Origin of the sequence: Pseudomonas sp. Sample_11, assembly GCF_004307505.1 — a bacterium.
Classification (GTDB): Bacteria; Pseudomonadota; Gammaproteobacteria; order Pseudomonadales; family Pseudomonadaceae; genus Aquipseudomonas; species Aquipseudomonas atacamensis.
In genome coordinates this window covers 126,425-149,304 of the sequence record NZ_RCOD01000096.1, presented here as the reverse complement: position 1 = coordinate 149,304, position 22,880 = coordinate 126,425, and the positions used below count along the sequence as shown (strand labels likewise).

The window sequence follows — 22,880 nt, the reverse complement described above, 5'->3', positions numbered from 1 at the left end:
GTCATGCACGATCTCGAACTGACTGAAGAACAAGTGATGATCCGCGACATGGCCCGGGATTTTGCCCGTGGCGAAATCGCGCCCCACGCCCAGGCCTGGGAAAAGGCCGGCTGGATCGACGACGCGCTGGTGGCGAAGATGGGTGAGCTGGGCCTGCTCGGCATGGTTGTGCCGGAAGAGTGGGGCGGCACCTACGTCGATTACGTCGCCTATGCCCTGGCCGTCGAGGAAATTTCCGCCGGCGATGGCTCGACCGGCGCGTTCATGAGCATTCACAACTCGGTAGGCTGCGGCCCGGTGCTCAACTACGGCAGCGACGAACAGAAACAGACCTGGCTGGCCGATCTGGCCAGTGGGCAGACCATCGGTTGCTTCTGTCTGACCGAACCCCAGGCCGGCTCCGAAGCACACAACCTGCGCACCCGCGCCGAACTGCGCGACGGCCAATGGGTGATCAACGGTGCCAAGCAATTTGTCAGCAATGGCAAGCGGGCGAAACTGGCGATCGTCTTCGCGGTAACCGATCCGGATCTCGGCAAAAAAGGCCTGTCAGCGTTTCTGGTGCCCACCGACACACCGGGTTTCATCGTCGATCGCACCGAACACAAAATGGGCATCCGTGCTTCCGACACCTGCGCGGTGACTCTGAACAACTGCAGCATCCCCGAGGCCAATCTGCTCGGCGAGCGTGGCAAGGGCCTGGCGATTGCCCTGTCCAACCTTGAAGGCGGACGCATCGGCATCGCCGCGCAGGCATTGGGTATCGCCCGGGCGGCGTTTGAAGCGGCGCTGGCATACTCGAAAGACCGGGTGCAATTCGACAAGCCGATCATCGAGCACCAGAGCATCGCCAATCTGCTGGCTGACATGCACATGCAGATCAATGCTGCGCGGTTGCTGATTTTGCATGCGGCGCGGCTGAGGACGGCGGGCAAACCATGCTTGTCCGAGGCTTCGCAGGCCAAGCTGTTCGCGTCGGAAATGGCCGAGAAGGTCTGTTCGTCGGCGATCCAGATTCATGGCGGCTATGGCTATCTGGAGGACTACCCGGTCGAGAAGTACTACCGCGATGCGCGGATTACCCAGATCTATGAAGGGTCGAGCGAGATACAGCGGATGGTGATTGCGCGGGATTTGAAGAACTATCAGTTGTAATGGCGTTGGCCCTACCCCTCACCCCAGCCCTCTCCCCAGGGAGAGGGAGCCGACCGAGTCGGTTACGGATTCAGCGGCAACCTTTCAGGTCGGCGTAATTCGCCCATATCACGCGGTCAGTCCCCTCTCCCCAGGGAGAGGGAGCCGACCGGGTCGGTTACGGATTCAGCGGCAACTTTTCAGGTCGGCGTAATTCGCCCATATCACGCGGTCAGTCCCCTCTCCCTGGGGAGAGGGCTAGGGTGAGGGGCTTTTGAAGCTCACACACTATTTGCCTTGGAATGCAGCCTCACGCTTGGCAATAAACGCCGCCATCCCTTCCTTCTGATCCTGCGTCGCAAACGCGGCATGAAACACCCGCCGCTCGAAACGCACGCCTTCGCTCAGGTTGACCTCGAACGCCCGATTCACGCTCTCCTTGATCATCATCGCAATCGGCAATGACTTGCCGGCGATCACCGCTGCAACTTTCAGCGCCTCATCAAGCAGCTCATCGCTCGGCACGATGCGCGCGACGATGCCGCAGCGCTCGGCTTCCACCGCGTCGATCATGCGCCCGCTCAGGCACATTTCCATGGCCTTGGCTTTGCCCACCGCGCGGGTCAGGCGCTGGGTGCCGCCCATGCCTGGCAGCACGCCGAGATTGATTTCCGGCTGGCCGAATCTGGCGTTGTCGCCAGCAAGAATGAAGTCGCACATCAGCGCCAGTTCACAGCCGCCGCCGAGGGCGAAACCATTGACCGCCGCAATGATCGGCTTGCGCCGGTTGGCGACGCGATCGCTGTCGCTGAACAGATCGTCCATGTAGATCTGCGGATAGGTCAGCTCAGCCATTTCCTTGATGTCCGCGCCGGCAGCGAAAGCTTTTTTCGAACCGGTGAGGACGATGCAGCCGATATGCCCATCGGCTTCCAGCGTATCGAGCGCGTGATTCACTTCGCTGACCAGTTGCGCGTTCAGCGCGTTCAGCGCCTGCGGCCGGTTGAGGGTGATCAGGCCGACGCGGTCGCGGGTTTCCAGCAGAATCGTTTCGTAAGTCATGAATAAAATTCCTTGTCAGAGATTGCGCGAAATGACCATGCGCTGAATGTCGCTGGTGCCTTCGTAGATCTGGCAGACGCGCACGTCGCGGTAGATGCGTTCCAGCGGGAAGTCGTTGAGGTAACCGTAACCGCCGAGGGTTTGCAAGGCCATGGAACAGACCTTCTCGGCCATTTCCGAGGCGAACAGCTTGGCCATCGACGCCTCCACCAGCGCCGGTTGGCCGCTGTCGCGCAAGGCTGCGGCGTAATGCACCATCTGCCGGGCAACGGCAATTTGCGTTGCCATGTCCGCCAGGCGAAACGCCACGGCCTGATGCTCGATGATCGGCTTGCCGAAGGTGTCACGCTCACGGGCATAGTCGCGGGCGGCTTCGAACGCAGCGCGGGCCATACCGACAGCTTGTGAGGCGATACCGACGCGGCCGCCTTCGAGGTTGGCCAAGGCGATCTTGTAGCCCTCGCCCTCCTCGCCCAGCCGATTGGCCACCGGCACTTTCACATCTTCGAAGAGGATCTGGCAGGTGTCGGAGGCGTGCTGGCCGAGTTTGTCTTCGACCCGCGCGACTTTGTAGCCGGGCGAGTCGGTCGGCACGATAAACGCGCTGATCCCGCGCTTGCCGGCGCTCGGGTCGGTCACGGCAAACACGATCACGATGCCGGCGTTCTGCCCGGAGGTGATGAACTGTTTGCAACCGTTGAGCACGTAGTGATCGCCGTCCAGCCGGGCGCGGGTTTTCAGGCTGCTGGCATCGGAACCGGCCTGCGGTTCGGTCAGCGCGAAGGCGCCGAGCATGGCGCCGCTGGCCAATGGTTTGAGGAAGCGCTCGCGTTGGTCGTCATTGCCGAACTTGAGAATCGGCACACAGCCGACCGAGTTGTGCACGCTCATGATCGTCGAGCAGGCACCGTCGCCGGCGGCGATTTCTTCCAGGGCCATGGCGTACGCGAGGTAGCCAGTTTCACAGCCGCCCCACTGCTCCGGCACGAGCATGCCGAAGAAGCCCAGCTCGGCCATCTCGGCGATGGCTTCCTTGGGGAAACGGTGCTCGCGATCCCACTCGGCGGCGAACGGCTTGAGCCGCTCCTCGGCAAACTGCCGGGCCATGTCGCGGATCTGGGTTTGGTCTTCGTTGGGGATCATGGTGATTCCTTGAATGTCAGTCGCACAACAGTCCCCTGTAGGAGCTGCCGAAGGCTGCGATCTTTTGATCTTGATCCTGATTGTGAAAGCAAGATCAAGAGATCGCAGCCTCGTTGCACTCGTCAGCTCCTACAGCGAACTGTGTGGATCAGTAAACGCATTCCACAGCCATGGCCGTGGCCTCTCCGCCGCCAATGCAGATCGCTGCAATGCCGCGCTTGAGTTGTTTCTGCCGCAGCGCCGCGAGCAACGTCACCAGGATCCTCGCCCCCGATGCGCCGATCGGATGGCCCAGCGCGCAGGCGCCGCCGTGCACGTTGAGCTTGTCGTGGGGAATCTCCAGGTGCGTCATCGCCGCCATGCCGACCACGGCAAACGCTTCGTTCACTTCAAACAGATCCACTTGATCCAGCGCCCAACCGGTCTTCTTCACCAGTTTCTTGATCGCGCCAATCGGTGCGGTGGGAAACAAGCCGGGGGTATCAGCGAACGCAGCGTGGCCATGAATCACCGCCAGCGCTTTGAGGCCCAGTTGCTGCGCGTGGGACTGGCGCATCAGCACCAACGCCGCCGCGCCGTCGGAAATCGAGCTGGAGTTGGCTGCGGTGACCGTGCCGCCCTCGCGGAACGCCGGTTTCAGCGAGGCAACCTTGTCGAGTTTGGCTTTTGGCGGCTGCTCATCGTTGCTGATCACCACCTGCTCTTTGCCGACGGTCACCGTCAGTGGGACGATTTCGTCCTTGAAGCTGCCATCCTTGATCGCCTGTTGCGCGCGGGTGGTCGAGGCAATGGCGAAAGCGTCCTGCGCTTCGCGACTGAAGCTGTTGGCCTCGGCGCAATCCTCGGCGAAGGTGCCCATCAGGCGCCCCTTGTCGTAAGCGTCTTCGAGGCCGTCGAGGAACATCGAATCGAGCACGCGGCCATGGCCCATGCGATAGCCGGCGCGGGCGCGATCAAGCAGGTACGGCGAGTTGGACATGCTTTCCATACCGCCGGCAATCACCACGTCGGCGCTGCCGGCAAGCAGCATATCGTGGGCCATGATGGTGGTTTGCATGCCCGAGCCGCACATCTTGTTGACCGTGGTGCAGCGCGTCGATTTATCCAGCCCGGCACCCAGCGCAGCCTGACGTGCGGGCGCCTGGCCGAGGCCGGCAGGCAGTACGCAGCCGAACAGCACTTCATCAACCGCGTCGCTGGCGACACCGGCGCGTTCGACCGCAGCCTTGATCGCCGCCGCGCCGAGTTGCGGTGCGGTAAGGCTTTTCAGCTCACCTTGAAAACCGCCCATTGGTGTGCGGACAGCGCTGACGATAACAATCGGATCATTGGACATAGTCATGACTAATCCTCCTTACTTGGCGGCCATGCGCAAGGCGCCGTCGAGACGGATCACCTCGCCGTTGAGCATGCTGTTTTCGATGATGTGGCGCACCAGCGCGGCGTATTCGGCAGGCTTGCCCAGGCGCGGCGGGAACGGCACACCCGCGGCCAGCGAGTCGCGCACTTCCGGGGTCATGCCATCCATCATCGGCGTTTCGAAAATGCCCGGTGCGATGGTCATCACGCGGATGCCGAAGCGCGCCAGCTCGCGGGCGGCCGGCAGGGTCAGGCTGGCGATCGCGCCTTTGGATGCCGAGTACGCGGCCTGGCCGATCTGGCCGTCGAACGCTGCGACCGAGGCGGTGTTGATGATCACACCACGCTCGCCATCAGCATTGGCTTCGCTCTCGGCAATGGCCGCAGCGGCCAGGCGCAGCATGTTGAAACTGCCGATCAGGTTGACGTTGATCACTTGCGCAAAGCTGCTGAGTGCGTGCGGGCCGTTCTTGCCGAGGATTTTTTCTCCACGGACGATACCCGCGCAGTTGATCAGACCGTTGAGGCTGCCGAATGCCGCGACAGTCGCCTGCACAGCGGCTTCGGCTGCCGCCTCATTGCTGATGTCGGCAACCACACTTTGCGCACCGAGGCGCTGGGCCTGCGCGGCGACGGCTTCGGCGTTCATGTCGACCAGCATGACTTTGGCGCCGGCACTGACCAGCAATTCAGCGCTGGCGGCACCAAGGCCGGAGGCGCCGCCGGTGACGATAAAAACCTTGTTCTCGATCTGCATGACGGTGTTTCCTTGGATTCAAGCTGAAACGTTGTGCGCCGCAGCCTCTTGAGCCTTGGCGATTTCCTGGTTGCGCAAGATAAAGCGCTGCAATTTGCCACTCGGGGTTTTGGGCAATTCGCTGACAAATTCGATTTCACGCGGGTACGAATGCGCGGCCAGACGCTTGCGCACGTGTTGGCGCAGCTCTTCGGCCAGCTCCGGCGCGGCGCGGTACTGCGCGCTCAGCACGACAAAGGCTTTGACCAGTTCGGTGCGTTCCGGGTCGGGTTTGCCGACGACCGCCGCCTCGACCACGGCCGGGTGTTCGATCAGCGCGCTCTCCACGTCGAACGGGCCGACGCGGTAGCCCGAAGTAGTGATCACATCATCACTGCGGCCGACGAAGCTGATGCTGCCGTCCGGGTTCCACTCCACGGTGTCGCCGCTCAGGTAGTAGTTGCCAACAAAGGCCTTGGTCGGCGCGCCTTCGTAGCCGCCGAACCAGCACATCGGCGACTGCGGGCGGTCGATGGCAAGAATGCCCGGCTGACCGACGCCGAGTTCGTTGTATTGCTCATCAAGCACGACGATGCGATGGCCCGGCGAAGCGAAACCAGCGGCGCCGACATGCACCGGGTGCTCAAGGCCGTGGTGGTTGCACAGCACCATGCCCAGTTCGGTCTGGCCGTAATGGTCGTGAATGACCACGCCGAGGTTATCGGCGAACCAGCGGATCACTTCCGGGTTCAGCGGCTCACCGGCGCTGCTGACGATGCGCAGTTTGCCCTTGATCGATCTGGCGAACTCCTCTCCCCCGGCTATCAGCAGGCGATAGGCAGTGGGCGAGCCGGTGAGATTGGTAATGCCGTATTTGTTGATCACCCGGCAGGTGCTTTCGAGGGTGAACGGGCCATCGTAGAAGGTAATGGGGTGGCCCAGCGCCAACGGCCCGGTCACGCCGAAATAAATGCCATAGGCCCAGCCCGGATCGGCGACATTCCAGAACGCGTCTGCAGGACGCAGGTCCACCGCATCGCGGGTGTAGCTCTGGAAGGCGACGATGGCTTTGAGCGGCACCGCCAAGGCTTTCGCAGGGCCAGTGGTGCCCGAGGTAAACATCAGCAGGAACGGGTCTTCGCCGGTCAGCAATACCGGCTCGCAGACATTGGAATGGTTGGCCAGCTCAGCCCAGAAACTGAAATCACCACGAACGATGCCCTGACCTTTGGCGCCACCAACGGTGACGATGGTCGGGCATGCGCTGACTTCACTGAGCTTGGGGCGATTGACCGCGTCGGTGACGACGACTTTCGCCCCGGAACTGTTCAGGCGATGTTCGAGGGCTTTGGGGCCGAACGCGGTGAATAGCGGCTGATACACCGCGCCGATGCGCCAGGTGGCGAGCACGGTGATGAGTAGTTCGACGTTGCGCGGTAGCAGGCCGGCGACTTTATCGCCCTTCTGCACACCCTGGGCGAGGAGGAAATTGGCGAAACGCGCGGCTTTGTCTTGCAGATCGGTGAAGGTGTAAGTCGCACTTGAGCCGTCGCGACCTTCCCAGAACAACGCAATGCGCCCGGGCAAGGCATGGCGGTCGCAACATTCGACGCAGGCGTTGAGTGCCGCAAGCGTACCGCTGAGTGACGCGTCGACGGTGTGCTGATAATCAAACTGTTCGGTGGCAGACAAGTAATCGCGCATTGCCAGAATCCCTCGGTGTTTTTATTAGGCTGGGAACCGTAAACAACACAGGGATAGTCGCGCCGCGCGGGGCTTGGGGCAATGGTCAAAGTTATCAAAGTGGCTGACTGGTTTGGCCAAGGGGTTGGGGCCGCATCCCCTGTAGGAGCTGACGAGTGCAACGAGGCTGCGATCTTTTGATCTTGATTTTCACCATCAAGTACAAGATCAAAAGATCGCAGCCTTCGGCAGCTCCTACAGGAGACCGCATTTCAAAAATGTGGGAGCGAGCCTGCTCGCGGAGGCGTCGGGTCAGACCACCTCATTGAGGATCAGTGTGCGGTAATGCCCCGGGTTCGACCCGGACCATTTGCGAAACGCCTTGTAGAACGAACTGGCATCCGCAAAACCCAGCCGTGCAGCAATCTCGACGAAACTGATCGAGGGCTCTGCCAGCCAGGTGATTGCCAGCTCCTTGCGCACGCTGTCCTTGAGACCCTGATAAGTCTGCCCTTCCTCGGCCAGACGGCGGCGTAATGTCGACGCGGACATGCACAGTTGCTGGGCCAGCGCCTCGGTTTCCGGCCAATGCTCCGCGGGCACTTGCCGCAGATCCTGCTTGATCCGGCTGGCGAGGCTGTCGGGGTCGCGGTACTTGACCAGAATGTTCGCCGGCGCCTGGGCGAGAAAGCGCTTGAGTTCTTCGGCACTGCGCTTGATCGGCAGATCGAGGCAATCGGCGGAAAAAATCATCCGCGTACGTGGGCGCTCAAACCGCAGGTTTTCCGAAAACATCACCCGATAGTCGTCGGTGAAGTCCGGTTCGGCGCAGCGCAGTTCAATCGCCAGAATCGGAATCCGCCGCCCGGCCAGCCAGCACGCGACGCCGTGCACGATCATCCAGTAAGTGAAATAGGTAAAGGCGCGGCGCGGTTCGGCGTCGTCTTCGAGCAGGACGATTTCCGCCAGGCTCTGCTGATGCACCAGTTGCGCCGGCAGTTTTTCCAGCATCAGCGACAGGAACGTCAGACCGGTATCCAGCGCCGCCGCCAGCGTCGGTTGCGCCATTGCGCTGCGACACAAAAATGCCAGGCTGCCGGACTTGAGCGGGCGCGGGTCCATGCCGAAGAACTCGTCATCACAGCGTCGTGCCAGCAGGCGCCAGAGTCTGGCGTATTGCGAGGCCGGCACCCTGCCCTCATCGGCCGCTAACAAAGCCGGATCGATGCCGACCTTGGTCAACGCCTCATCCGTCGCCGCGCCCGGGGCACAGCTTTGCAGCAACGCTTCGCGCACCAGTTGAATGGCAATGGTGTCTTTTTCCGCCATGGAGCGAGGTGAACCTTGTTGTTTTTCGGTGGTGGGCATCTTAACCCAGCTGCTGATTTCACCGCAGGGCCAATGTGGGAGCGAGCCTGCTCGCGAACGCGGTGTGTCAGATAAACAAATGTCACAGGCATACCGCATTCGCGAGCAGACTCGCTCCCACAGGAATCACAGTTGTTCAGCTAAGGTTCAGCTAAATGTCAATGAATGCCATTTGGGAATGAGTGTCATTATGTTACAACTTAGCCTCCTATCTAAATCGCTGTGGCTCGCCAATGCTCGTTCCCTTTTTGATCATGTTGCGCGAAGGCATCGAGGCCGCGCTTATCGTCGGCATCATTGCCAGTTATTTGCAGCAGACCGGCCGTGGTCAATGGATGCCAGCGGTATGGATCGGCGTCTTCCTCGCCGCTGCCCTTGCCCTGCTGGTCGGCGGTGGCCTGGAGCTGGTCAGTGCTGAATTCCCGCAAAAGCAGCAGGAGTTGTTCGAAGGCGTGGTCGGTCTGGTCGCCGTGGGCATTCTCAGTTCGATGGTGTTCTGGATGCGCAAGGTCGCGCGGTCGATCAAGCACTCGCTGCAAGCCTCGCTGGATCAGGCGCTGACGCAATCCAGGCATCAGGTGATTGCATTGATCGCCATGGTCTTCTTCGCCGTCGCTCGCGAAGGCCTGGAGACGGTGTTCTTCCTGCTCGCCGTGTTCCAGCAAAGCGAAGGCCCGGGCGCGCCGATTGGCGCCCTGCTCGGCCTGATTCTGGCGGTGATCGTCGGTTTCCTGATCTACAGCGGCAGCATGCGCCTCAACCTTTCGGCGTTCTTCAAGTGGACCGGGTTGTTCATCCTCGTGGTCGCCGCCGGGATTCTCGCCAACTCGGTGCAGGCGCTGCATGAAGCCGGGCTGTGGAATCACCTGCAGACCGTGCTGTTCGACTTTAGCGCGACGCTGCCGATGGACGGCCCGCTGGGCTCGGTGCTGGCCGGCATGTTCGGTTATCAGGATGCGCCGACCGTCAGCACCTTGGGCGCGTACCTGATTTATCTGCTGCTGGCACTGGTGATGTTCTTCATGCCCGCGCCTCGCCAGGCGACGCCAACCACTTCCGTTTCCAGCCAATAAGGCCCTTCATGTCTACTACCCAAACCCCTCCGGCCCTGCGTTGGGCGCTGGCCGGCTCGGTGCTGCTGATGATCGCCGCCGGCGGGCTGTTCTGGTACGCCTCGAACATGGCCGCCGTCAAGCGTCAGCACAACCACGACGAAATCGTCGTCAACATCCACCCGCACAGTTGCGAGCCGAATGCCCTGACGGTGCCGGCCGGCCGCGCCAGTTTCCGCATCGTCAACCGCTCCGAGCGTGCGGTCGAGTGGGAAATTCTCGACGGCGTGCTGGTGGTCGAAGAGCGGGAAAACATCGCGCCGGGCCTGAGCCAAGTGATCAACGCCAACCTGCAACCGGGCGACTATGCAATCACTTGCGGCTTGCTCAGCAACCCGCGCGGCACTTTGCACGTCACACCGACGGCCGCTTCCGATGCGGCCGCCAAGGCCAAGCCCTCGATGGTGGCGTTCGTCGGGCCGCTGTCGGAGTTTCGCGTGTATCTGGCCGTTCAGGGCAGCGCGTTGATCAAAGCGGCGACGGCGCTGAATCAGGCGATCGCCAGTGGCGATCTGGCGCAGGCGCAAGCGTTGTACCTGCCGGCGCGTGCCGCTTATCAGCGTCTGGCGCCGGCGGCGCAGCGCCTGGCCGAGCTGGACAACCACATCAATGCTCGCGCCGATTATTTCGAAAAGCGCGAGCAGGATCCGGCCTTTGTCGGTTTTCATCGCCTCGAATACGCGCTATTCGAGCAACGCAAACTCGACGATGTCGCGCCGATTGCCCAGCGCTTGCTCGCTGACGTCACCGTCCTCAAGCAACAGTTGCTCGCGCAGTCGCTGCCGCCGGAGCAATTGGTCAGCATCCTCGTGCGCAACCTCAACAGCCTCGCCGATGTGCGCGCCGGCAGCGGCGAAGAGGAACGCTACAGCCACAGCGATCTCAACGGTTTCGCCGCCAACACGCAGACTGCGCGCAAGGTCGTCGACCTGCTGCGGCCGATGCTGAGCAAATCCGCCGCTGACGTGTTGGCGAATGTCGACCAGGCCATGAGTGACTTCGACAACCAGCTCAACGCGTTCAAATCCGCCGATGGCTACGTCAGTTACGACGCCGTGACCGCCGCGCAACGCCAGCAGATCGCCGCCAAAGCCAAGGCTCTGGCCGCGGCAATGGATGGCATCGACCCCGCCCTCGGCCTTTCCGGCCTGTAAGCAGAAGACCACGACAGATGAACGATTCAGAACCTCTCAACCTGCAACGACGTCGCGTGCTGATGGGCATGGGCGCCGCTGGTGTCGCCCTTGCCGGATCGGCGCTGAGCTGCCCGGCCATGGCCGCGCAGCCTGCGCAAGTCACCGAAGCGCCGAGCAGCGACAAGACCGAAGACCGCCACGACTTCCACGGTGTGCACCAGGCCGGCATCGTCACCCCGCGCCCGGCCTCCGGGATGCTGGTGGCGTTCGATGTGCTGGCCAGCGATCGCGAAGACCTTGAGCGGCTGTTCCGCACCCTCAACGAACGCATCGCGTTTTTGATGAAGGGCGGCCCGGTCGCGCAGGTCGACCCGAAACTGCCACCGCTGGACTCCGGCATCCTCGGCCCGGTGGTCACCCCGGACAACCTGACCATCACCGTTTCCGTCGGCGATTCGCTGTTCGACGAGCGCTTCGGTCTGGCGGCGGCAAAGCCCAAGCGTCTGCAACGCATGGTCGGTTTTCCCAACGATGCGCTGGACGCCGATTGCTGCCATGGCGACCTCAGTCTGCAGTTCTGCGCCAACACCGCCGACACCAACATTCACGCCCTGCGCGACATCGTCAAAAACCTGCCTGACCTGCTGCTGGTGCGCTGGAAACAGGAAGGCAGCGTCCCGCCGCAAGCGCCGGCCAAACCCGGTGTACCAGCGCAGTCGGCGCGCAACTTTCTCGGTTTTCGCGATGGCTCGGCCAACCCCGACTCCAACGACGCCAAAGCCATGGACCGCATCGTCTGGGTGCAAGCGGGCGGCGATGAGCCGGCCTGGGCTGCCCACGGCAGTTACCAAGCGGTGCGCATCATCCGCAACTTCGTCGAGCGCTGGGATCGCACGCCGTTGCAGGAACAGGAAAGCATTCTCGGCCGGGTCAAGAGCAGCGGCGCGCCCATCGGCGGCCACAAGGAAAGCGAAGTGCCGGATTACAGCAAAGACCCGGCCGGCAAGCTGACCAGGCTCGACGCGCACATTCGTCTGGCCAACCCGCGCACCGCCGCGACCCAGGCCAATCTGATCCTGCGCCGGCCGTTCAACTACTCCAACGGCGTCAACAAGAACGGCCAGCTCGACATGGGCCTGCTGTTCATCTGCTACCAGGCCGATCTGGAAAAAGGCTTTATCACCGTGCAAACCCGACTCAATGGCGAGCCGCTTGAGGAATACCTCAAGCCGGTCGGTGGCGGGTACTTCTTCACCCTGCCCGGCGTGACCGGCGATGACGATTTCATCGGTCGCTCGTTACTCGCTGCCACCTCCCAAAACAAAATCGCATGACACCCAAACGACACTGGAGCCGCCCCATGAAAAAAACGCCACTCGCGTTATTGCTGACCCTTGGTTTGCTCAACACCCCGCTGGCGGCGTTCGCCGCGACTGCGCCGCTGGATCTGGTGGGGCCGGTGTCGGACTACAAGATTTACGTCACCGAAAAGCTCGATGAACTGGCCAGCCACACCCAGCAGTTCACTGACGCGGTGAAGAAAGGCGATCTGGCAACGGCGCAGAAGCTCTACGCGCCGACGCGGGTGTATTACGAGTCGATCGAGCCGATTGCCGAGCTGTTCAGCGATCTCGATGCGTCCATCGACTCACGTGTCGACGATCACGAAAAAGGCGTGAAGGCGGTAGACTTCACTGGCTTTCACCGCATCGAATATTCGTTGTTCGCGGAGAAATCCACCCAAGGCCTGGAGGCATTGGCCGACGGTTTGAACAAAGACGTGCAGGATCTGCAAACCCGTGTGGCCGGTCTGACCTTCCCGCCAGAGAAAGTCGTTGGCGGCGCTGCTGCGCTGTTGGAAGAAGTGGCGGCGACGAAGATTTCCGGCGAGGAAGACCGCTACAGCCACACCGATCTGTATGACTTCCAGGGCAATATCGACGGCGCCAAGAAGATCGTCGACTTGTTCCGCCCGCAGATCGAACAGCAGGACAAGGCGTTTGTTGCCAAGGTCGACAAGAACTTCGCCACGGTCGACAGGATTCTGGCCAAGTACAAGACTGCGGATGGCGGATTTGAGACCTATGACAAGGTCAAGGACAACGACCGCAAAGCGCTGGTCGGGCCGGTGAATACGCTGGCGGAAGATTTGTCGATGATGCGCGGGAAGTTGGGTCTGAATTGACAGAATTGGTTCGTCAGTAGCAAAGATCGCAGCCTTCGGCAGCTCCTACATTGGGCGGTGTACATCCTGTAGGAGCTGCCGAAGGCTGCGATCTTTTGCTTTTAGCGATCAGAGAATCCTGTACAGCAACCGCTCAATCCTCACCCGACTCACCCGCTTGAGAAACTTCGCCACCCCTGCCGGGTAATCCGGCAGTGTCTCCAGGGTCTGGAAGCTGTCGATCCGCGTGGTATGGCGGAAGATGTTCTCCAGCTCGTTCGCCCTTGGCTCCAGCCATTCGCCTTTCGGATCGTCGATCAGCAGCGCGTTTTCCAGATCCAGGCGGAACGCCCGTGGGTTGAGGTTGTTGCCAGTCAGCAAGGTGTAGCGCTGATCGATCCACATGCCCTTGAGGTGATAGGTATTGTCGCCGTCGCGCCACAGGTGCAGGTTCAACTGGCCGCTGTCGATGCTGTGCTGATGGCGTTTGGCGAAGCGGCGCAGGCTGATCTCGTACAGATACGGCAGCGCGGCGATCACCTTGAACGGCTCGCTCGGCGGAATGTAAAAATCGTTGGCGGTCTTGTCGCCGACCACAATGTCGATCTTCACGCCACGGGCCAGCGCGCGGTTGATCTCACGGATCACGCCCAGTGGCAGGTTGAAGTACGGCGTGCAGATAGTCAGCTGCTTTTGCGCGCTGGCAATCAGTTCGAGAATCGCCCGGTTCAGCGGGTTGTTCTTGCCGACGCCGAGCAGTGGCGTGACCGACAGCCCTTCTCTGCTGGTGCTGCCGGCGCCGGTGTCGTAGGCCGCATACTTGAGGCGACTGCGAAGGTCGCCGATGTCGTTGCGCAGGCTGCGGGTAGTCGGCAGGTTGGGCAGGTCGAGGCGGTGCACGGCTTTCGATTCGATCAGGCCATGCTTGACCAGGTGATGCATCGAATCCGCCAGCTCGCGACTGTGCAGCACGTGGTAACGGTCGAAACGGTACTTGTCGAGTTTGTGCAGATAGACGTTGTTGAGGCTGGCGCCGCTGTAGACCACCTTGTCGTCAATCACGAAGCCTTTGAGGTGCAGCACGCCGAACAGCTCGCGGGTCTGCACCGGCACGCCGTAGATCGGCACTTCGCTCTGGTGCGTGCGGGTCATGTCCTGATACCAGGCGGCGTTGCCCGGCTGCTTGCCCGCGCCAATCAGGCCGCGCTGGGCACGTAACCAGTCAACCACCACGGCGATTTCCAGCTCGGGACGCTTGAGCTTGGCCGCGTGCAGGGCATCGAGGATTTCCTGACCGGCTTCGTCCTGCTGCAAATACAGCGCGACGATGTAGATGCGCTGGGTCGCTGCGGCGATTTGCTCGAGCAGGCAGCGTCGGAATTCGGCAGCACTGGACAGAATGCTCACCGCCTCGGCGGTCAGCGCGAAGCTGCGCAGTTTAGGCAGCAGAGAACGTTTGAAAAGCAACGGCATAAGGCTCGCAAGGTTCGATTCCGAAGAGTTTGAGAGCTTACACCATCGTCTGCGCCGGGTCTTGTCAGTGTCTATGAACGCCCGGAACCTGATCGTGCCCACGCAGAGCGTGGGAACGATCATTCAAAGCGCCTTTATGGACGCCGAAGAAATTCGCTTGACCAAGGAGAACAGTCGTTCTACTGTTCGCCACATGAACGAATCAATCAGCAATGACACACGCGACATCATTCTGGATGTCACCGAAAAGTTGATCTACAAAAGTGGCATCGCTGCCACCAGCATGGATCTTCTGGTGAAGACCGCCGGCGTCTCCAGAAAAAGCATTTACCGTTACTTTGCCGACAAGGACGCACTGGTTGTCGCAGCGCTTCAGCGACGCGATGTTCGCTGGATGCACTGGTTCACACATGCTGTCGATCAGGCCGAAACCCCGACCGATCGCCTGCTCAACCTGTTTACCGTGCTCAAGGGCTGGTTCGACTCGGAAGGCTTTCGCGGCTGTGCCTTTATCAACACCAGCGGCGAAACGGGTGATCCGCAGGATCCAGTGCGGCTGGTGGCCAAAGAACATAAACAGAAGCTGCTCGACTACGTGAGCAAGCTGTGTACCGAATATGGTGCCGAGGATCCGCAACTATTGGCCAGACAGTTGCTGATCCTGATTGAAGGCGCCATTACCGTAGCGCTTGTGATGGGTGATCACAGTGCCGCCGATAATGCGCAATGCATGGCGCAAAAGTTATTGGGCCTGTAACTCTTAATAAGCCGGACTTGTTGTTCATACATCAAATGAAACAGGAGATTGAACATGTCGACTGCAGCCCAGGTACGTCCGCCATTGCCGCCATTCAACCATGCGTCAGCGATCGAGAAGGTGCGTCTGGCCGAGGATGGCTGGAACAGCCGCGATCCGGAGAAGGTGTCGCTCGCTTACACCCTCGATACCAAGTGGCGCAATCGCGCCGAGTTCGCCAACAACCGCGAAGAGGCCAAGGCGTTTCTGACGCGCAAATGGGCCAAGGAACTGGATTATCGCTTGATCAAAGAACTCTGGGCCTACTCCGATACGCGTATCGCGGTACGTTATGCCTATGAATGGCACGACGATTCCGGCAACTGGTTCCGCTCGTACGGTAACGAGAACTGGGAGTTCGATGAACACGGCCTGATGTTCCAACGCTATGCCTGCATCAACGACATGCCGATCAAGGAAAGCGAGCGCAAATTCCACTGGCCGCTGGGCCGCCGGCCGGATGATCATCCGGGGCTGAGTGAACTCGGTCTCTAAAGCCAACCCACCCCTGTGTAGGAGCTGCCGAAGGCTGCGATCTTTTGATCTTGATTTGATCGTTCCCACGCGCAGCAGCCGGGGCGCTCCGCGCCCCGGAAGATCGCAGCCTTCGGCAGCTCCTACTCAGGAATGTATTCCAGACTGCAATTGACGACGGCATGCTCTGGCTCGCCGCAACACTTCGATACAGGTAACATAACCGCCCTCCCCGCAGCCCACGTTCTGCGCCTTGCCGAATAAGCCGACTCCATGCCTTTCGAACTCAGCGTTGACCTCACCACCCTGGCCATTCTGGCTGCTGTTGCTTTCCTTGCCGGTTTCATCGATGCCATCGCTGGCGGTGGCGGTCTGTTGACCACGCCGGCCCTGCTGACGGCGGGCCTGCCGCCGCATCTGGTGCTGGGCACCAACAAGCTGAGTTCGACCTTCGGTTCGGCGACCGCCAGCTTCACCTTCTACAAGCGCAAACTGTTCCACCCACGTCAGTGGACCCACGCCATTGTCGGCACCCTAGTCGGCGCGCTGACTGGCGCGGTGGTTGCGCATTACCTGCCGGCCGAGTGGCTGAACAAGATGCTGCCGGTGATCGTTTTCGCCTGCGGCCTGTATTTGCTGTTTGGTGGTACGCCTAAAGCGCCGCTGGACAGCGACGCGCCGATCAAAAAGAAATGGCAATCGACGCAAGGCTTCAGCCTCGGTTTCTACGATGGCGTGGCCGGCCCCGGCACGGGCGCATTCTGGACCGTGAGCAGTCTGCTGCTGTACCCGATCGATCTGGTCAAGGCCAGCGGCGTGGCGCGGAGCATGAACTTTGTCAGCAACATCGCGGCGCTGTCGGTGTTCATCTTCTCCGGTCAGGTCGAATGGATCATTGGCTTGTGCATGGGCCTGTCGGTGATGGTCGGAGCGTTCTTTGGCGCGCGTACCGCGATCAGCGGCGGCGCCAAATTCATTCGTCCGGTGTTCATCACTGTCGTGCTCGGGCTGACTGTGCGCTTAGCCTGGCAGCACTGGTTCAGCGTGGCCTAATCGCCGCGCCACATAGACGTCGATCAGGTATCGAGCAATCGAACGCGATGCCGGCAACGGCGGCAGGTCATGCACGTTGAACCACTGGGCGTCTTCGATCTCGTCTTCCTGACAGACAATTTCGCCACCGGCATATTCGGCATGGAAGCCGAGCATCATCGAATGCGGGAACGGCCAGCACTGGCTGCCGATGTACTGGATGTTCTTCACTTCAATCTGCACTTCCTCGCGAACTTCGCGAATCAGGCACTCCTCGGCCGATTCCCCCGGCTCGGCGAAACCGGCCAGCGTGCTGTAAACCCCGGTGACGAAACGCGGCGAGCGCGCCAGAAGGATTTCGTCGCCACGGGTGATCAGCACGATCATGCTTGGTGAAATGCGCGGATAACTGCGCAGATTGCACGGCTGGCAATACATCGCTCGTTCGCGCGGGACTTGCGTCATCGGCTGGCCACAGTTGCCGCAGAAGCGATGCTCTCGTGCCCAAGTGCCGATCTGTGCGGCGTAACCGAGCACTTTGTACAGCGTGTGATCGCCTTCGAGCATGAACGCCCGCAAGCCTTTCCAGCCGCAACCGGGCACTTCGCTGACGCTGCGCAACTCAAGCAGATAGACCGGTTCGCCATCCAGATGACCAATCCCATGCTCGGCGAGGACTGAAAGGTCCTGGCGCTTGAGCCATTCGCGCGGGAACAGTGCGCCATTGTCATCGAACAGAAAGCCTTCCGGGCTGCGCGCTACGGCCCAGCCGCCGGGTTGATCGGTGTCGAGTACTGCAGTGGTCCAGCGAGAGGTCATGGTTAACTCAATCCAGAAATTCGGGTTTCTGTTTGCTCATGTGGGCGGCCATGGCCACGCGCAGATCGGTGGATTGCAGCATGGCGGCGTTCCAGGTGGCAACGTATTCGAGACCATCGTCGATGCGATGGTCGCGCATGTAGCTGATCATTTCCTTGGTGCCGGTCACGGCAATCGGCGACTTCGCCGCGATGTCGCGGGCAATGCCGAACACGCCTTCGAGCAGCGTGTCCTTGTCGCTGTAGACGCGATTGACCAGGCCCATGCTGCGCGCTTCCTCGGCGCCAAAGGTGCGACCGGTGTATGCCAGTTCACGCAGCATGCCGTCTCCGATGATTCGCGGCAACCGTTGCAGCGTACCGACGTCAGCGGCCATGCCGATGTCAATTTCCTTGATGGAGAATTGCGCGTCCTCGGCGGCATAACGCATATCACAAGCCGAGATCAGATCGATCGCCCCGCCCAGGCAATAGCCCTGAATCGCAGCGAGTACCGGTTTGCGGCAGTTGTCGACGGCGTTGAACGAGGCTTGCAGATTGAGGATCTTGCGCCGCAGCAGGCGCGCATTGCGGCCCACGTCCTTGCCCAGCTCATTGGCGACGCCGGCAAGCATCATCAGGTCAATGCCGGAGGAAAAATGCTTGCCGTTACCGCTGAGGACTACCACGCGGACTTCGTCGGTATCGTCGATCCATTGGAATATCTCGACAATCTCGCTCCAGAACGCCGCGTTCATTGCGTTGATCTTTTCCGGGCGATTGATCTGCACATGCGCGATGTTGTCGGCCAGTTCGACGCTGAAGGCGGAGTATTGAGTCATGGCAGTGATCCTTTACCGGGCTGGGAAATAAGGCCCGAACTATAACAAGGCAACGGGGCGGCGGTTCGGCCAAATGCGGGACTGACTGGCGCGGCTCATTGGGGAGCAGCCGAAGGCTGCGATCTTTTGGGACGCAGAGCGTCCCGGGCTGCATTCCCACGCAGAGCGTGGGAACGATCGATTGGCTTATTTCAGCCCCAGCCTGTACAGCGAGCCATTCTCCTCATCCGTCAGCACATACAGATAGCCATCCGGCCCTTGGCGCACATCGCGTATGCGCTTGTTCAACTCGCCCAGCAAACGCTCCTCATGCACGACCTTGTCGCCATCGAACTGCAGTCGAATCAGCTCCTGGGACACCAGTGCGCCGATAAACGCGTTGTGCTGCCACGGCGTGAAGCGATCGGCGTCGTAGAACGCCATGCCGGTAACCCCGGGGGATTTTTCCCAGACATGATGCGGCGCCACGGTGCCTTCAGCAGTTTTGCCCTTGGCCTCTGGAATCGGCTGCATCGAGTAATTGATGCCATGGGTCGCCAACGGCCAGCCGTAATTCTTGCCACGTTCGATGATGTTCACTTCGTCACCGCCACGTGGCCCGTGCTCGTTTTCCCACAACGTGCCGGTCCACGGGTTGAGCGCCGCGCCCTGCGGGTTGCGCAGGCCATAGGACCAGATTTCAGGCCTGACACCGGATTGGCCAACGAAAGGGTTGTCGTCCGGCACTTTGCCGTCCGGGAAGATCCGTACGACTTTGCCTTGCAACTTGTCGAGGTCCTGCGCAGTCGGTCGATCGTTGTTTTCGCCGAGGGTGATGAACAGATACCCGTCGCGGTCGAACACCAGCCGCGAACCGAAGTGGTTGCTCACTGAGAGTTTCGGTTCCTGACGGAAGATCACGTTGAAGTCCTTCAACGTCTTCAGGTCATCGGAAAGCCGTCCGCGCCCTACCGCCGTACCAGCCTTGCCGCCCTCACCACCGCCTTCTGCGTACGACAGGTAGACCATGCGGTCCTGCTTGAAGTCTGGCGACAGCGCCACATCGAGCAAACCGCCCTGCCCTTTGGCCCAGACCTGCGGCACGCCACTGATCGGCTCCGACAGTTTGCCGTCCTTGCTGACGACGCGCAGATGCCCCGGGCGCTCGGTCACCAGCATGCCCTTCTGATCAGGCAGAAATGCCAGCGCCCACGGATGTTCGAGGCCTTGGGCAACAGTGGTGACTTCAAGAATGCCCTGTTCGCTTTTCAGCTCCTTGGGCGCGGCGGCGAAGGCCGGGGCGCTGATCAGCGCGGCGGCGCAGCAGGTAGCTAGTAGGGTTTTACGCAACATGCACGATTCCTTTTGTTCGTGTGAAAGGCTGACAGAACATCAGTCCTGCCGTTCAACGGTTGCTGCCGGTGCCCCGTGGGGGCGGGTTGGGAATGAAGGTTGGCGGATTGCTCGGTACCGAGCGAATTGGCTGGCCATTGCCGATGCCGCGATTTTCAACGGTCGGCTGACGTGGCACGGGAACGGTGTTCGGCCCGCGAAGGGGCGGAGCGCTGGGCTGGGTGCCCTGCATGCTGTTGGGATTGGCCCGGCGTATCGGGCTGTTGTAGGGATTGTTGCTGTTGCCGGTAGGGCTTTGCGCCAGCACGACATCGGCATGAACCAGGCCGCCACTGAGGGCGAGGACGGCGATGCCAAGCAGAAACCGGTTCATGGGAAATACCTCTCGATGTGCGTGGACTAGAGCCTTGGAGCCCACGCTACGCCGTGGGTTCGGATTTGTTAACCCTCGCGCCTTAAACAACATGTAACACGGCTTGACCGTACCGCTGGACGCCGCGCAATCACTGGAAACTTTCTCACCGCGCCACGGGTCACCTGATCATCACTCGGAGGACAGGTCATGGCTCGGGCAATCTGGAAAGGCGCAATCAGTTTTGGACTGGTACACATCCCCGTGGCGCTGGTTTCAGCGACGTCGTCCCAAGGCGTGGACTTCGATTGGCTCGACAGCCGCAGCATGGACCCGGTGGGCTATAAACGCATCAACAAGGTCACCGGCAAGGAAGTCACCAAAGAGAACATCGTCAAAGGCGTGGCCTACGAAAAGGGCCGATATGTGGTGCTCAGCGAGGAAGAAATCCGCTCGGCGCACCCCGTTTCCACGCAGACCATCGACATTTTCTCGTTCGTCGATGCCGAGCAGATTCCGCTGCAGAACATCGATACGCCCTACTACCTGGCGCCAGACAAGCGCGGCGGCAAGGTCTACGCGTTGCTGCGCGAAACCCTGAGCAAAACCAACAAGGTCGCCCTCGCCCGCGTTGTCCTGCATACCCGTCAATACTTGGCCGCGTTGATGCCGCTGGAGTCGGCGCTGGTTCTGGTGAAACTGCGCTGGCCGCAGGAAGTGCGCAGCCTTGATGAACTGGCGCTGGGCAGCGAAGTGACGAAGCCGCAACTGGCCAAGGGCGAGCTGGACATGGCCAAACGTCTGGTTGAAGACATGACCTCGGAGTGGTCGCCTGAGGACTACAAGGACGAGTTCGAAGACAAGATCATGGCGCTGGTCGAGAAGAAAGCCCACGAAGGCAAGATCGAGGACGTCGAGACCACCACTGGCGAGGAAGAACGCAAGACTGCCGATGTTATCGACTTGACCGAACTGCTCAAGCGCAGCCTCGGCGGCAAGGCACCGGCCAAGCCCAAGGCCAAATCAACCAGTAAGGCGGCGCCGGCGAAGAAGACTCGGAAGGCGTCCGGGGAGTAAGCGTTGGGCCAGCTAGAGGTATGTTTGAAGTGAGGCCGCCTTCGCGAACAGGCTCGCTCCCACAGGGGAACGCATTCCAAATTGTGGGAGCGAGCCTGCTCGCGAAGAGGCCAGCGATTACACTGCAAACTTCAGATCAGAATAAAGATCGCCAACAACGCGGCAAAAATCGCCCATTTCTCGAGGTAATACCGCGTACGGTTGCGCTTCTTCAGCTCTTTGCCGCGCAAACGAATCTTGTAGATCTTGGTAAACAAGCGGTTGATGCCACCAGTCTTGTCCCCCGCATCATTCGGCGCGCCTGCCGCTGACATCACGGTGCGGCTGAACCAGCGGTTGAACGCGGCGGCCCAGCGGTATTTCAGCGGCCGCTCAATGTCACAGAACAGAATGATGCGGTTCTGATCCGTGGTGTTTTCGGCGTAATGAATAAACGTCTCGTCGAACATCACCGCTTCGCCGTCGCGCCAGTGATAGTTCTCACCGTCGACGTTGATGTAGCAGCCGGGATCATTCGGCGTATCCAGGCCCAGGTGATAACGGTAGGAACCCGCATACGGATCGCGATGGCGCACCAGTTTCGAGCCCGGTGGCAGCTCGGCAAACATCGCCGCTTTGATCGAGCCGATGCTTTGCACCAGTTCGGTGGTGCGTGGGCACAGCTTCATCGCCGATGGATGGCTGTCGCCGTACCACTTGAGGTAGAAGCGCTTCCAGCCAGTCTTGAAGAAGGAGTTGAAGCCGACATCGTCATACTGATTCGAGCGCTTGATCTCGCCGGCACGCAGCAGATTCTGGCCTTCCTCGCGAATCTCTTCCCAGTGCGCCTGCAACGGGCTCAGATCGGGAAAGTCTGCCGGGTTCAGATACGGCTTGTTCGGCATCCTGGAAAACAGATAGAGGAAGCAGTTGATCGGCGCGAGGAACGTCGAGTGGTCACTCAATTGCCGCCCCAGTTTGTGGCGCACGCGCCCACGCAAGTGAACGTAGGCAATGGAGATGACATAAACAGCGGCAATGATGAGTTTCACGGAAAAGGGTCACACGTCAAAAGTGAACAAACTGCGCGCGTGGAGGCCTGAGGCCCAGCGTCTTATGCAGCGGTCTTGATGCACAGGGCGCGTCCTTGGCCCGCGCCGTTTCCGGGCGCTCGGTGAAAGGGTGGCATTTTAGCCACAGTTCGTAACCGATAGTGAACCCTCAACTGTGAAAAACTGTCTTGCGCGTTTGCGGCTAAAGCTCCAGCACACTTGAATCCATACAAACGCCCGTTGCTCATTTCGATGGAACCACGCTTGGCACGCGCTCCTCTATCGCTTACCAATAACGGAGGAACCCCCATGATCGCCCCAGAAACCGGTATGAAACCAGGTCAGCGCTATCGAATTGAAAGCGTCGAGCGCGCGCCACAATTCTCTGGCTTTTTTCTCGATGGCAAGTATTACCTGGGACCTGAGTTGCAGACCGCCATCGGCTGGCTTGAAGGGCAAATATTCTTCTACGACCAGCTCGACCCGACCGGTGAGCCGGTGTATCCGGGCAGAATTGCCGGCACGATCGAAGGGCTGACGCTGGTAATGCCGGACGGCTTACGGCTAGAGATCGAAGAAGCGCCTTATCTGGCGGAACCTGCTGCGCCAGTGCGCGCTTCCGTCGCCGGGCGCATCGAGCGTATTTCGCGGCAGCCAATTCGCCCTTCACCGCTTCTGGTGGCCGGGGCTGCGATGCTGGTAGGGGTTTGCCTGCTGACGATCTCGCGCATCAGAAATCGCTGAAGGCCACCGCGCGAGCAGTGGCCCAACTATCGG

22 protein-coding genes are annotated in these 22,880 nt (G+C 60.7%); 10 read left to right on the top strand and 12 right to left on the bottom strand.

Going from position 1 to position 22,880, the window contains the following annotated elements:
• The first annotated feature begins 3 nt into the window (after positions 1 to 3).
• Complete coding sequence (locus D8U60_RS25420; RefSeq protein ID WP_130901220.1) at positions 4 to 1,155, top strand: acyl-CoA dehydrogenase family protein; 1,152 nt, start codon at positions 4 to 6, stop codon at positions 1,153 to 1,155.
• A gap of 267 nt (positions 1,156 to 1,422) precedes the next feature.
• Here the strand turns inward: D8U60_RS25420 and D8U60_RS25415 are convergent, their stop codons facing one another.
• The 6 genes from D8U60_RS25415 to D8U60_RS25390 all read right to left on the bottom strand — a co-directional run bounded on the left by D8U60_RS25415 (position 1,423) and on the right by D8U60_RS25390 (position 8,446).
• Entirely contained in the window at positions 1,423 to 2,196 is a 774-nt protein-coding gene (locus D8U60_RS25415) for an enoyl-CoA hydratase (RefSeq protein WP_130901219.1), read from the bottom strand.
• A gap of 15 nt (positions 2,197 to 2,211) precedes the next feature.
• On the bottom strand, positions 2,212 to 3,339 hold the full coding sequence (locus tag D8U60_RS25410) for an acyl-CoA dehydrogenase (RefSeq protein WP_130901218.1): 1,128 nt from the start codon (positions 3,337 to 3,339) through the stop codon (positions 2,212 to 2,214).
• Between the two features lie 148 nt (positions 3,340 to 3,487).
• On the bottom strand, positions 3,488 to 4,681 hold the full coding sequence (locus D8U60_RS25405) for an acetyl-CoA C-acyltransferase (protein WP_130901217.1): 1,194 nt from the start codon (positions 4,679 to 4,681) through the stop codon (positions 3,488 to 3,490).
• 12 nt (positions 4,682 to 4,693) lie between these two features.
• Positions 4,694 to 5,455, bottom strand: a complete 762-nt coding sequence (locus D8U60_RS25400; protein WP_130901216.1) for an SDR family NAD(P)-dependent oxidoreductase — start codon at positions 5,453 to 5,455, stop codon at positions 4,694 to 4,696.
• 18 nt (positions 5,456 to 5,473) lie between these two features.
• Entirely contained in the window at positions 5,474 to 7,138 is a 1,665-nt protein-coding gene (locus D8U60_RS25395) for an AMP-binding protein (RefSeq protein WP_130901215.1), read from the bottom strand.
• Between the two features lie 291 nt (positions 7,139 to 7,429).
• Positions 7,430 to 8,446, bottom strand: coding sequence for an AraC family transcriptional regulator (locus D8U60_RS25390; protein WP_130901214.1), 1,017 nt, complete (start codon positions 8,444 to 8,446; stop codon positions 7,430 to 7,432).
• Between the two features lie 272 nt (positions 8,447 to 8,718).
• Here D8U60_RS25390 and efeU point away from each other — a divergent pair, with 272 nt between their 5' ends.
• Genes efeU through efeO (D8U60_RS25370) form a run of 4 tightly spaced genes read left to right on the top strand, consistent with a single transcriptional unit; the run spans position 8,719 to position 12,918 of the window.
• The gene (efeU, locus tag D8U60_RS25385; protein WP_041480384.1) at positions 8,719 to 9,558 is read left to right on the top strand and encodes an iron uptake transporter permease EfeU; all 840 of its coding nucleotides are present in this window, start codon (positions 8,719 to 8,721) and stop codon (positions 9,556 to 9,558) included.
• 8 nt (positions 9,559 to 9,566) lie between these two features.
• Positions 9,567 to 10,751 carry an iron uptake system protein EfeO gene (efeO, locus tag D8U60_RS25380; protein WP_130901213.1) on the top strand — a complete coding sequence of 395 codons (1,185 nt, stop codon included), beginning with the start codon at positions 9,567 to 9,569 and terminating at the stop codon, positions 10,749 to 10,751.
• A 17-nt stretch (positions 10,752 to 10,768) separates the two neighbouring features.
• Positions 10,769 to 12,067, top strand: coding sequence for an iron uptake transporter deferrochelatase/peroxidase subunit (gene efeB / locus D8U60_RS25375; RefSeq protein ID WP_130901212.1), 1,299 nt, complete (start codon positions 10,769 to 10,771; stop codon positions 12,065 to 12,067).
• Between the two features lie 26 nt (positions 12,068 to 12,093).
• Positions 12,094 to 12,918, top strand: a complete 825-nt coding sequence (gene efeO, locus D8U60_RS25370) for an iron uptake system protein EfeO (RefSeq protein ID WP_130901211.1) — start codon at positions 12,094 to 12,096, stop codon at positions 12,916 to 12,918.
• Positions 12,919 to 13,026: 108 nt separating this feature from the next.
• Here the strand turns inward: efeO (D8U60_RS25370) and pssA are convergent, their stop codons facing one another.
• Positions 13,027 to 14,370, bottom strand: coding sequence for a CDP-diacylglycerol--serine O-phosphatidyltransferase (gene pssA, locus D8U60_RS25365; RefSeq protein WP_130901210.1), 1,344 nt, complete (start codon positions 14,368 to 14,370; stop codon positions 13,027 to 13,029).
• A gap of 193 nt (positions 14,371 to 14,563) precedes the next feature.
• Here pssA and D8U60_RS25360 point away from each other — a divergent pair, with 193 nt between their 5' ends.
• The 3 genes from D8U60_RS25360 (at position 14,564) to D8U60_RS25350 (ending at position 16,693) form a co-directional block, all read left to right on the top strand.
• A complete protein-coding gene (locus D8U60_RS25360) occupies positions 14,564 to 15,127 on the top strand; it encodes a TetR family transcriptional regulator (RefSeq protein ID WP_130901279.1) in 564 nt (187 codons plus the stop codon).
• A 54-nt stretch (positions 15,128 to 15,181) separates the two neighbouring features.
• Complete coding sequence (locus tag D8U60_RS25355; RefSeq protein WP_110600631.1) at positions 15,182 to 15,661, top strand: nuclear transport factor 2 family protein; 480 nt, start codon at positions 15,182 to 15,184, stop codon at positions 15,659 to 15,661.
• 252 nt (positions 15,662 to 15,913) lie between these two features.
• Positions 15,914 to 16,693, top strand: coding sequence for a TSUP family transporter (locus D8U60_RS25350; protein WP_130901209.1), 780 nt, complete (start codon positions 15,914 to 15,916; stop codon positions 16,691 to 16,693).
• Here D8U60_RS25350 and nudC read toward each other — a convergent pair.
• From nudC to D8U60_RS25330, 4 genes are all read right to left on the bottom strand, one after another.
• Complete coding sequence (gene nudC / locus D8U60_RS25345) at positions 16,661 to 17,491, bottom strand: NAD(+) diphosphatase (RefSeq protein WP_130901208.1); 831 nt, start codon at positions 17,489 to 17,491, stop codon at positions 16,661 to 16,663. The genes D8U60_RS25350 and nudC overlap by 33 nt on opposite strands.
• A gap of 7 nt (positions 17,492 to 17,498) precedes the next feature.
• On the bottom strand, positions 17,499 to 18,311 hold the full coding sequence (locus D8U60_RS25340) for a crotonase/enoyl-CoA hydratase family protein (protein ID WP_122698299.1): 813 nt from the start codon (positions 18,309 to 18,311) through the stop codon (positions 17,499 to 17,501).
• Positions 18,312 to 18,497: 186 nt separating this feature from the next.
• Positions 18,498 to 19,643, bottom strand: a complete 1,146-nt coding sequence (locus D8U60_RS25335; RefSeq protein WP_073474484.1) for a PQQ-dependent sugar dehydrogenase — start codon at positions 19,641 to 19,643, stop codon at positions 18,498 to 18,500.
• Between the two features lie 52 nt (positions 19,644 to 19,695).
• Positions 19,696 to 20,016 (bottom strand): hypothetical protein, encoded by a 321-nt coding sequence (locus D8U60_RS25330; protein WP_016774702.1) that lies wholly within the window; start codon positions 20,014 to 20,016, stop codon positions 19,696 to 19,698.
• A gap of 189 nt (positions 20,017 to 20,205) precedes the next feature.
• Here D8U60_RS25330 and D8U60_RS25325 point away from each other — a divergent pair, with 189 nt between their 5' ends.
• Positions 20,206 to 21,072: a Ku protein gene (locus tag D8U60_RS25325; RefSeq protein WP_073474486.1), complete on the top strand. Its 867-nt coding sequence runs from the start codon at positions 20,206 to 20,208 to the stop codon at positions 21,070 to 21,072.
• Between the two features lie 131 nt (positions 21,073 to 21,203).
• Here D8U60_RS25325 and lpxO read toward each other — a convergent pair whose 3' ends face one another.
• Complete coding sequence (lpxO, locus tag D8U60_RS25320) at positions 21,204 to 22,103, bottom strand: lipid A hydroxylase LpxO (RefSeq protein WP_039764006.1); 900 nt, start codon at positions 22,101 to 22,103, stop codon at positions 21,204 to 21,206.
• Between the two features lie 309 nt (positions 22,104 to 22,412).
• Between lpxO and D8U60_RS25315 the strand changes: the two genes are divergently transcribed.
• Entirely contained in the window at positions 22,413 to 22,847 is a 435-nt protein-coding gene (locus tag D8U60_RS25315) for a hypothetical protein (RefSeq protein ID WP_024012933.1), read from the top strand.
• The last annotated feature ends 33 nt before the right edge of the window (positions 22,848 to 22,880 follow it).

Excerpts from the sequence above, each read along its gene's own strand:
- D8U60_RS25420 (WP_130901220.1), top strand. The coding sequence starts at position 4 with ATGCACGATCTCGAACTGACTGAAGAACAAGTGATGATCCGCGACATG.
- D8U60_RS25415 (WP_130901219.1), bottom strand. The coding sequence starts at position 2,196 with ATGACTTACGAAACGATTCTGCTGGAAACCCGCGACCGCGTCGGCCTG.
- D8U60_RS25410 (WP_130901218.1), bottom strand. The coding sequence starts at position 3,339 with ATGATCCCCAACGAAGACCAAACCCAGATCCGCGACATGGCCCGGCAG.
- D8U60_RS25405 (WP_130901217.1), bottom strand. The coding sequence starts at position 4,681 with ATGACTATGTCCAATGATCCGATTGTTATCGTCAGCGCTGTCCGCACA.
- D8U60_RS25400 (WP_130901216.1), bottom strand. The coding sequence starts at position 5,455 with ATGCAGATCGAGAACAAGGTTTTTATCGTCACCGGCGGCGCCTCCGGC.
- D8U60_RS25395 (WP_130901215.1), bottom strand. The coding sequence starts at position 7,138 with ATGCGCGATTACTTGTCTGCCACCGAACAGTTTGATTATCAGCACACC.
- D8U60_RS25390 (WP_130901214.1), bottom strand. The coding sequence starts at position 8,446 with ATGGCGGAAAAAGACACCATTGCCATTCAACTGGTGCGCGAAGCGTTG.
- efeU (WP_041480384.1), top strand. The coding sequence starts at position 8,719 with ATGCTCGTTCCCTTTTTGATCATGTTGCGCGAAGGCATCGAGGCCGCG.
- efeO (WP_130901213.1), top strand. The coding sequence starts at position 9,567 with ATGTCTACTACCCAAACCCCTCCGGCCCTGCGTTGGGCGCTGGCCGGC.
- efeB (WP_130901212.1), top strand. The coding sequence starts at position 10,769 with ATGAACGATTCAGAACCTCTCAACCTGCAACGACGTCGCGTGCTGATG.
- efeO (WP_130901211.1), top strand. The coding sequence starts at position 12,094 with ATGAAAAAAACGCCACTCGCGTTATTGCTGACCCTTGGTTTGCTCAAC.
- pssA (WP_130901210.1), bottom strand. The coding sequence starts at position 14,370 with ATGCCGTTGCTTTTCAAACGTTCTCTGCTGCCTAAACTGCGCAGCTTC.
- D8U60_RS25360 (WP_130901279.1), top strand. The coding sequence starts at position 14,564 with ATGAACGAATCAATCAGCAATGACACACGCGACATCATTCTGGATGTC.
- D8U60_RS25355 (WP_110600631.1), top strand. The coding sequence starts at position 15,182 with ATGTCGACTGCAGCCCAGGTACGTCCGCCATTGCCGCCATTCAACCAT.
- D8U60_RS25350 (WP_130901209.1), top strand. The coding sequence starts at position 15,914 with ATGCCTTTCGAACTCAGCGTTGACCTCACCACCCTGGCCATTCTGGCT.
- nudC (WP_130901208.1), bottom strand. The coding sequence starts at position 17,491 with ATGACCTCTCGCTGGACCACTGCAGTACTCGACACCGATCAACCCGGC.
- D8U60_RS25340 (WP_122698299.1), bottom strand. The coding sequence starts at position 18,311 with ATGACTCAATACTCCGCCTTCAGCGTCGAACTGGCCGACAACATCGCG.
- D8U60_RS25335 (WP_073474484.1), bottom strand. The coding sequence starts at position 19,643 with ATGTTGCGTAAAACCCTACTAGCTACCTGCTGCGCCGCCGCGCTGATC.
- D8U60_RS25330 (WP_016774702.1), bottom strand. The coding sequence starts at position 20,016 with ATGAACCGGTTTCTGCTTGGCATCGCCGTCCTCGCCCTCAGTGGCGGC.
- D8U60_RS25325 (WP_073474486.1), top strand. The coding sequence starts at position 20,206 with ATGGCTCGGGCAATCTGGAAAGGCGCAATCAGTTTTGGACTGGTACAC.
- D8U60_RS25315 (WP_024012933.1), top strand. The coding sequence starts at position 22,413 with ATGATCGCCCCAGAAACCGGTATGAAACCAGGTCAGCGCTATCGAATT.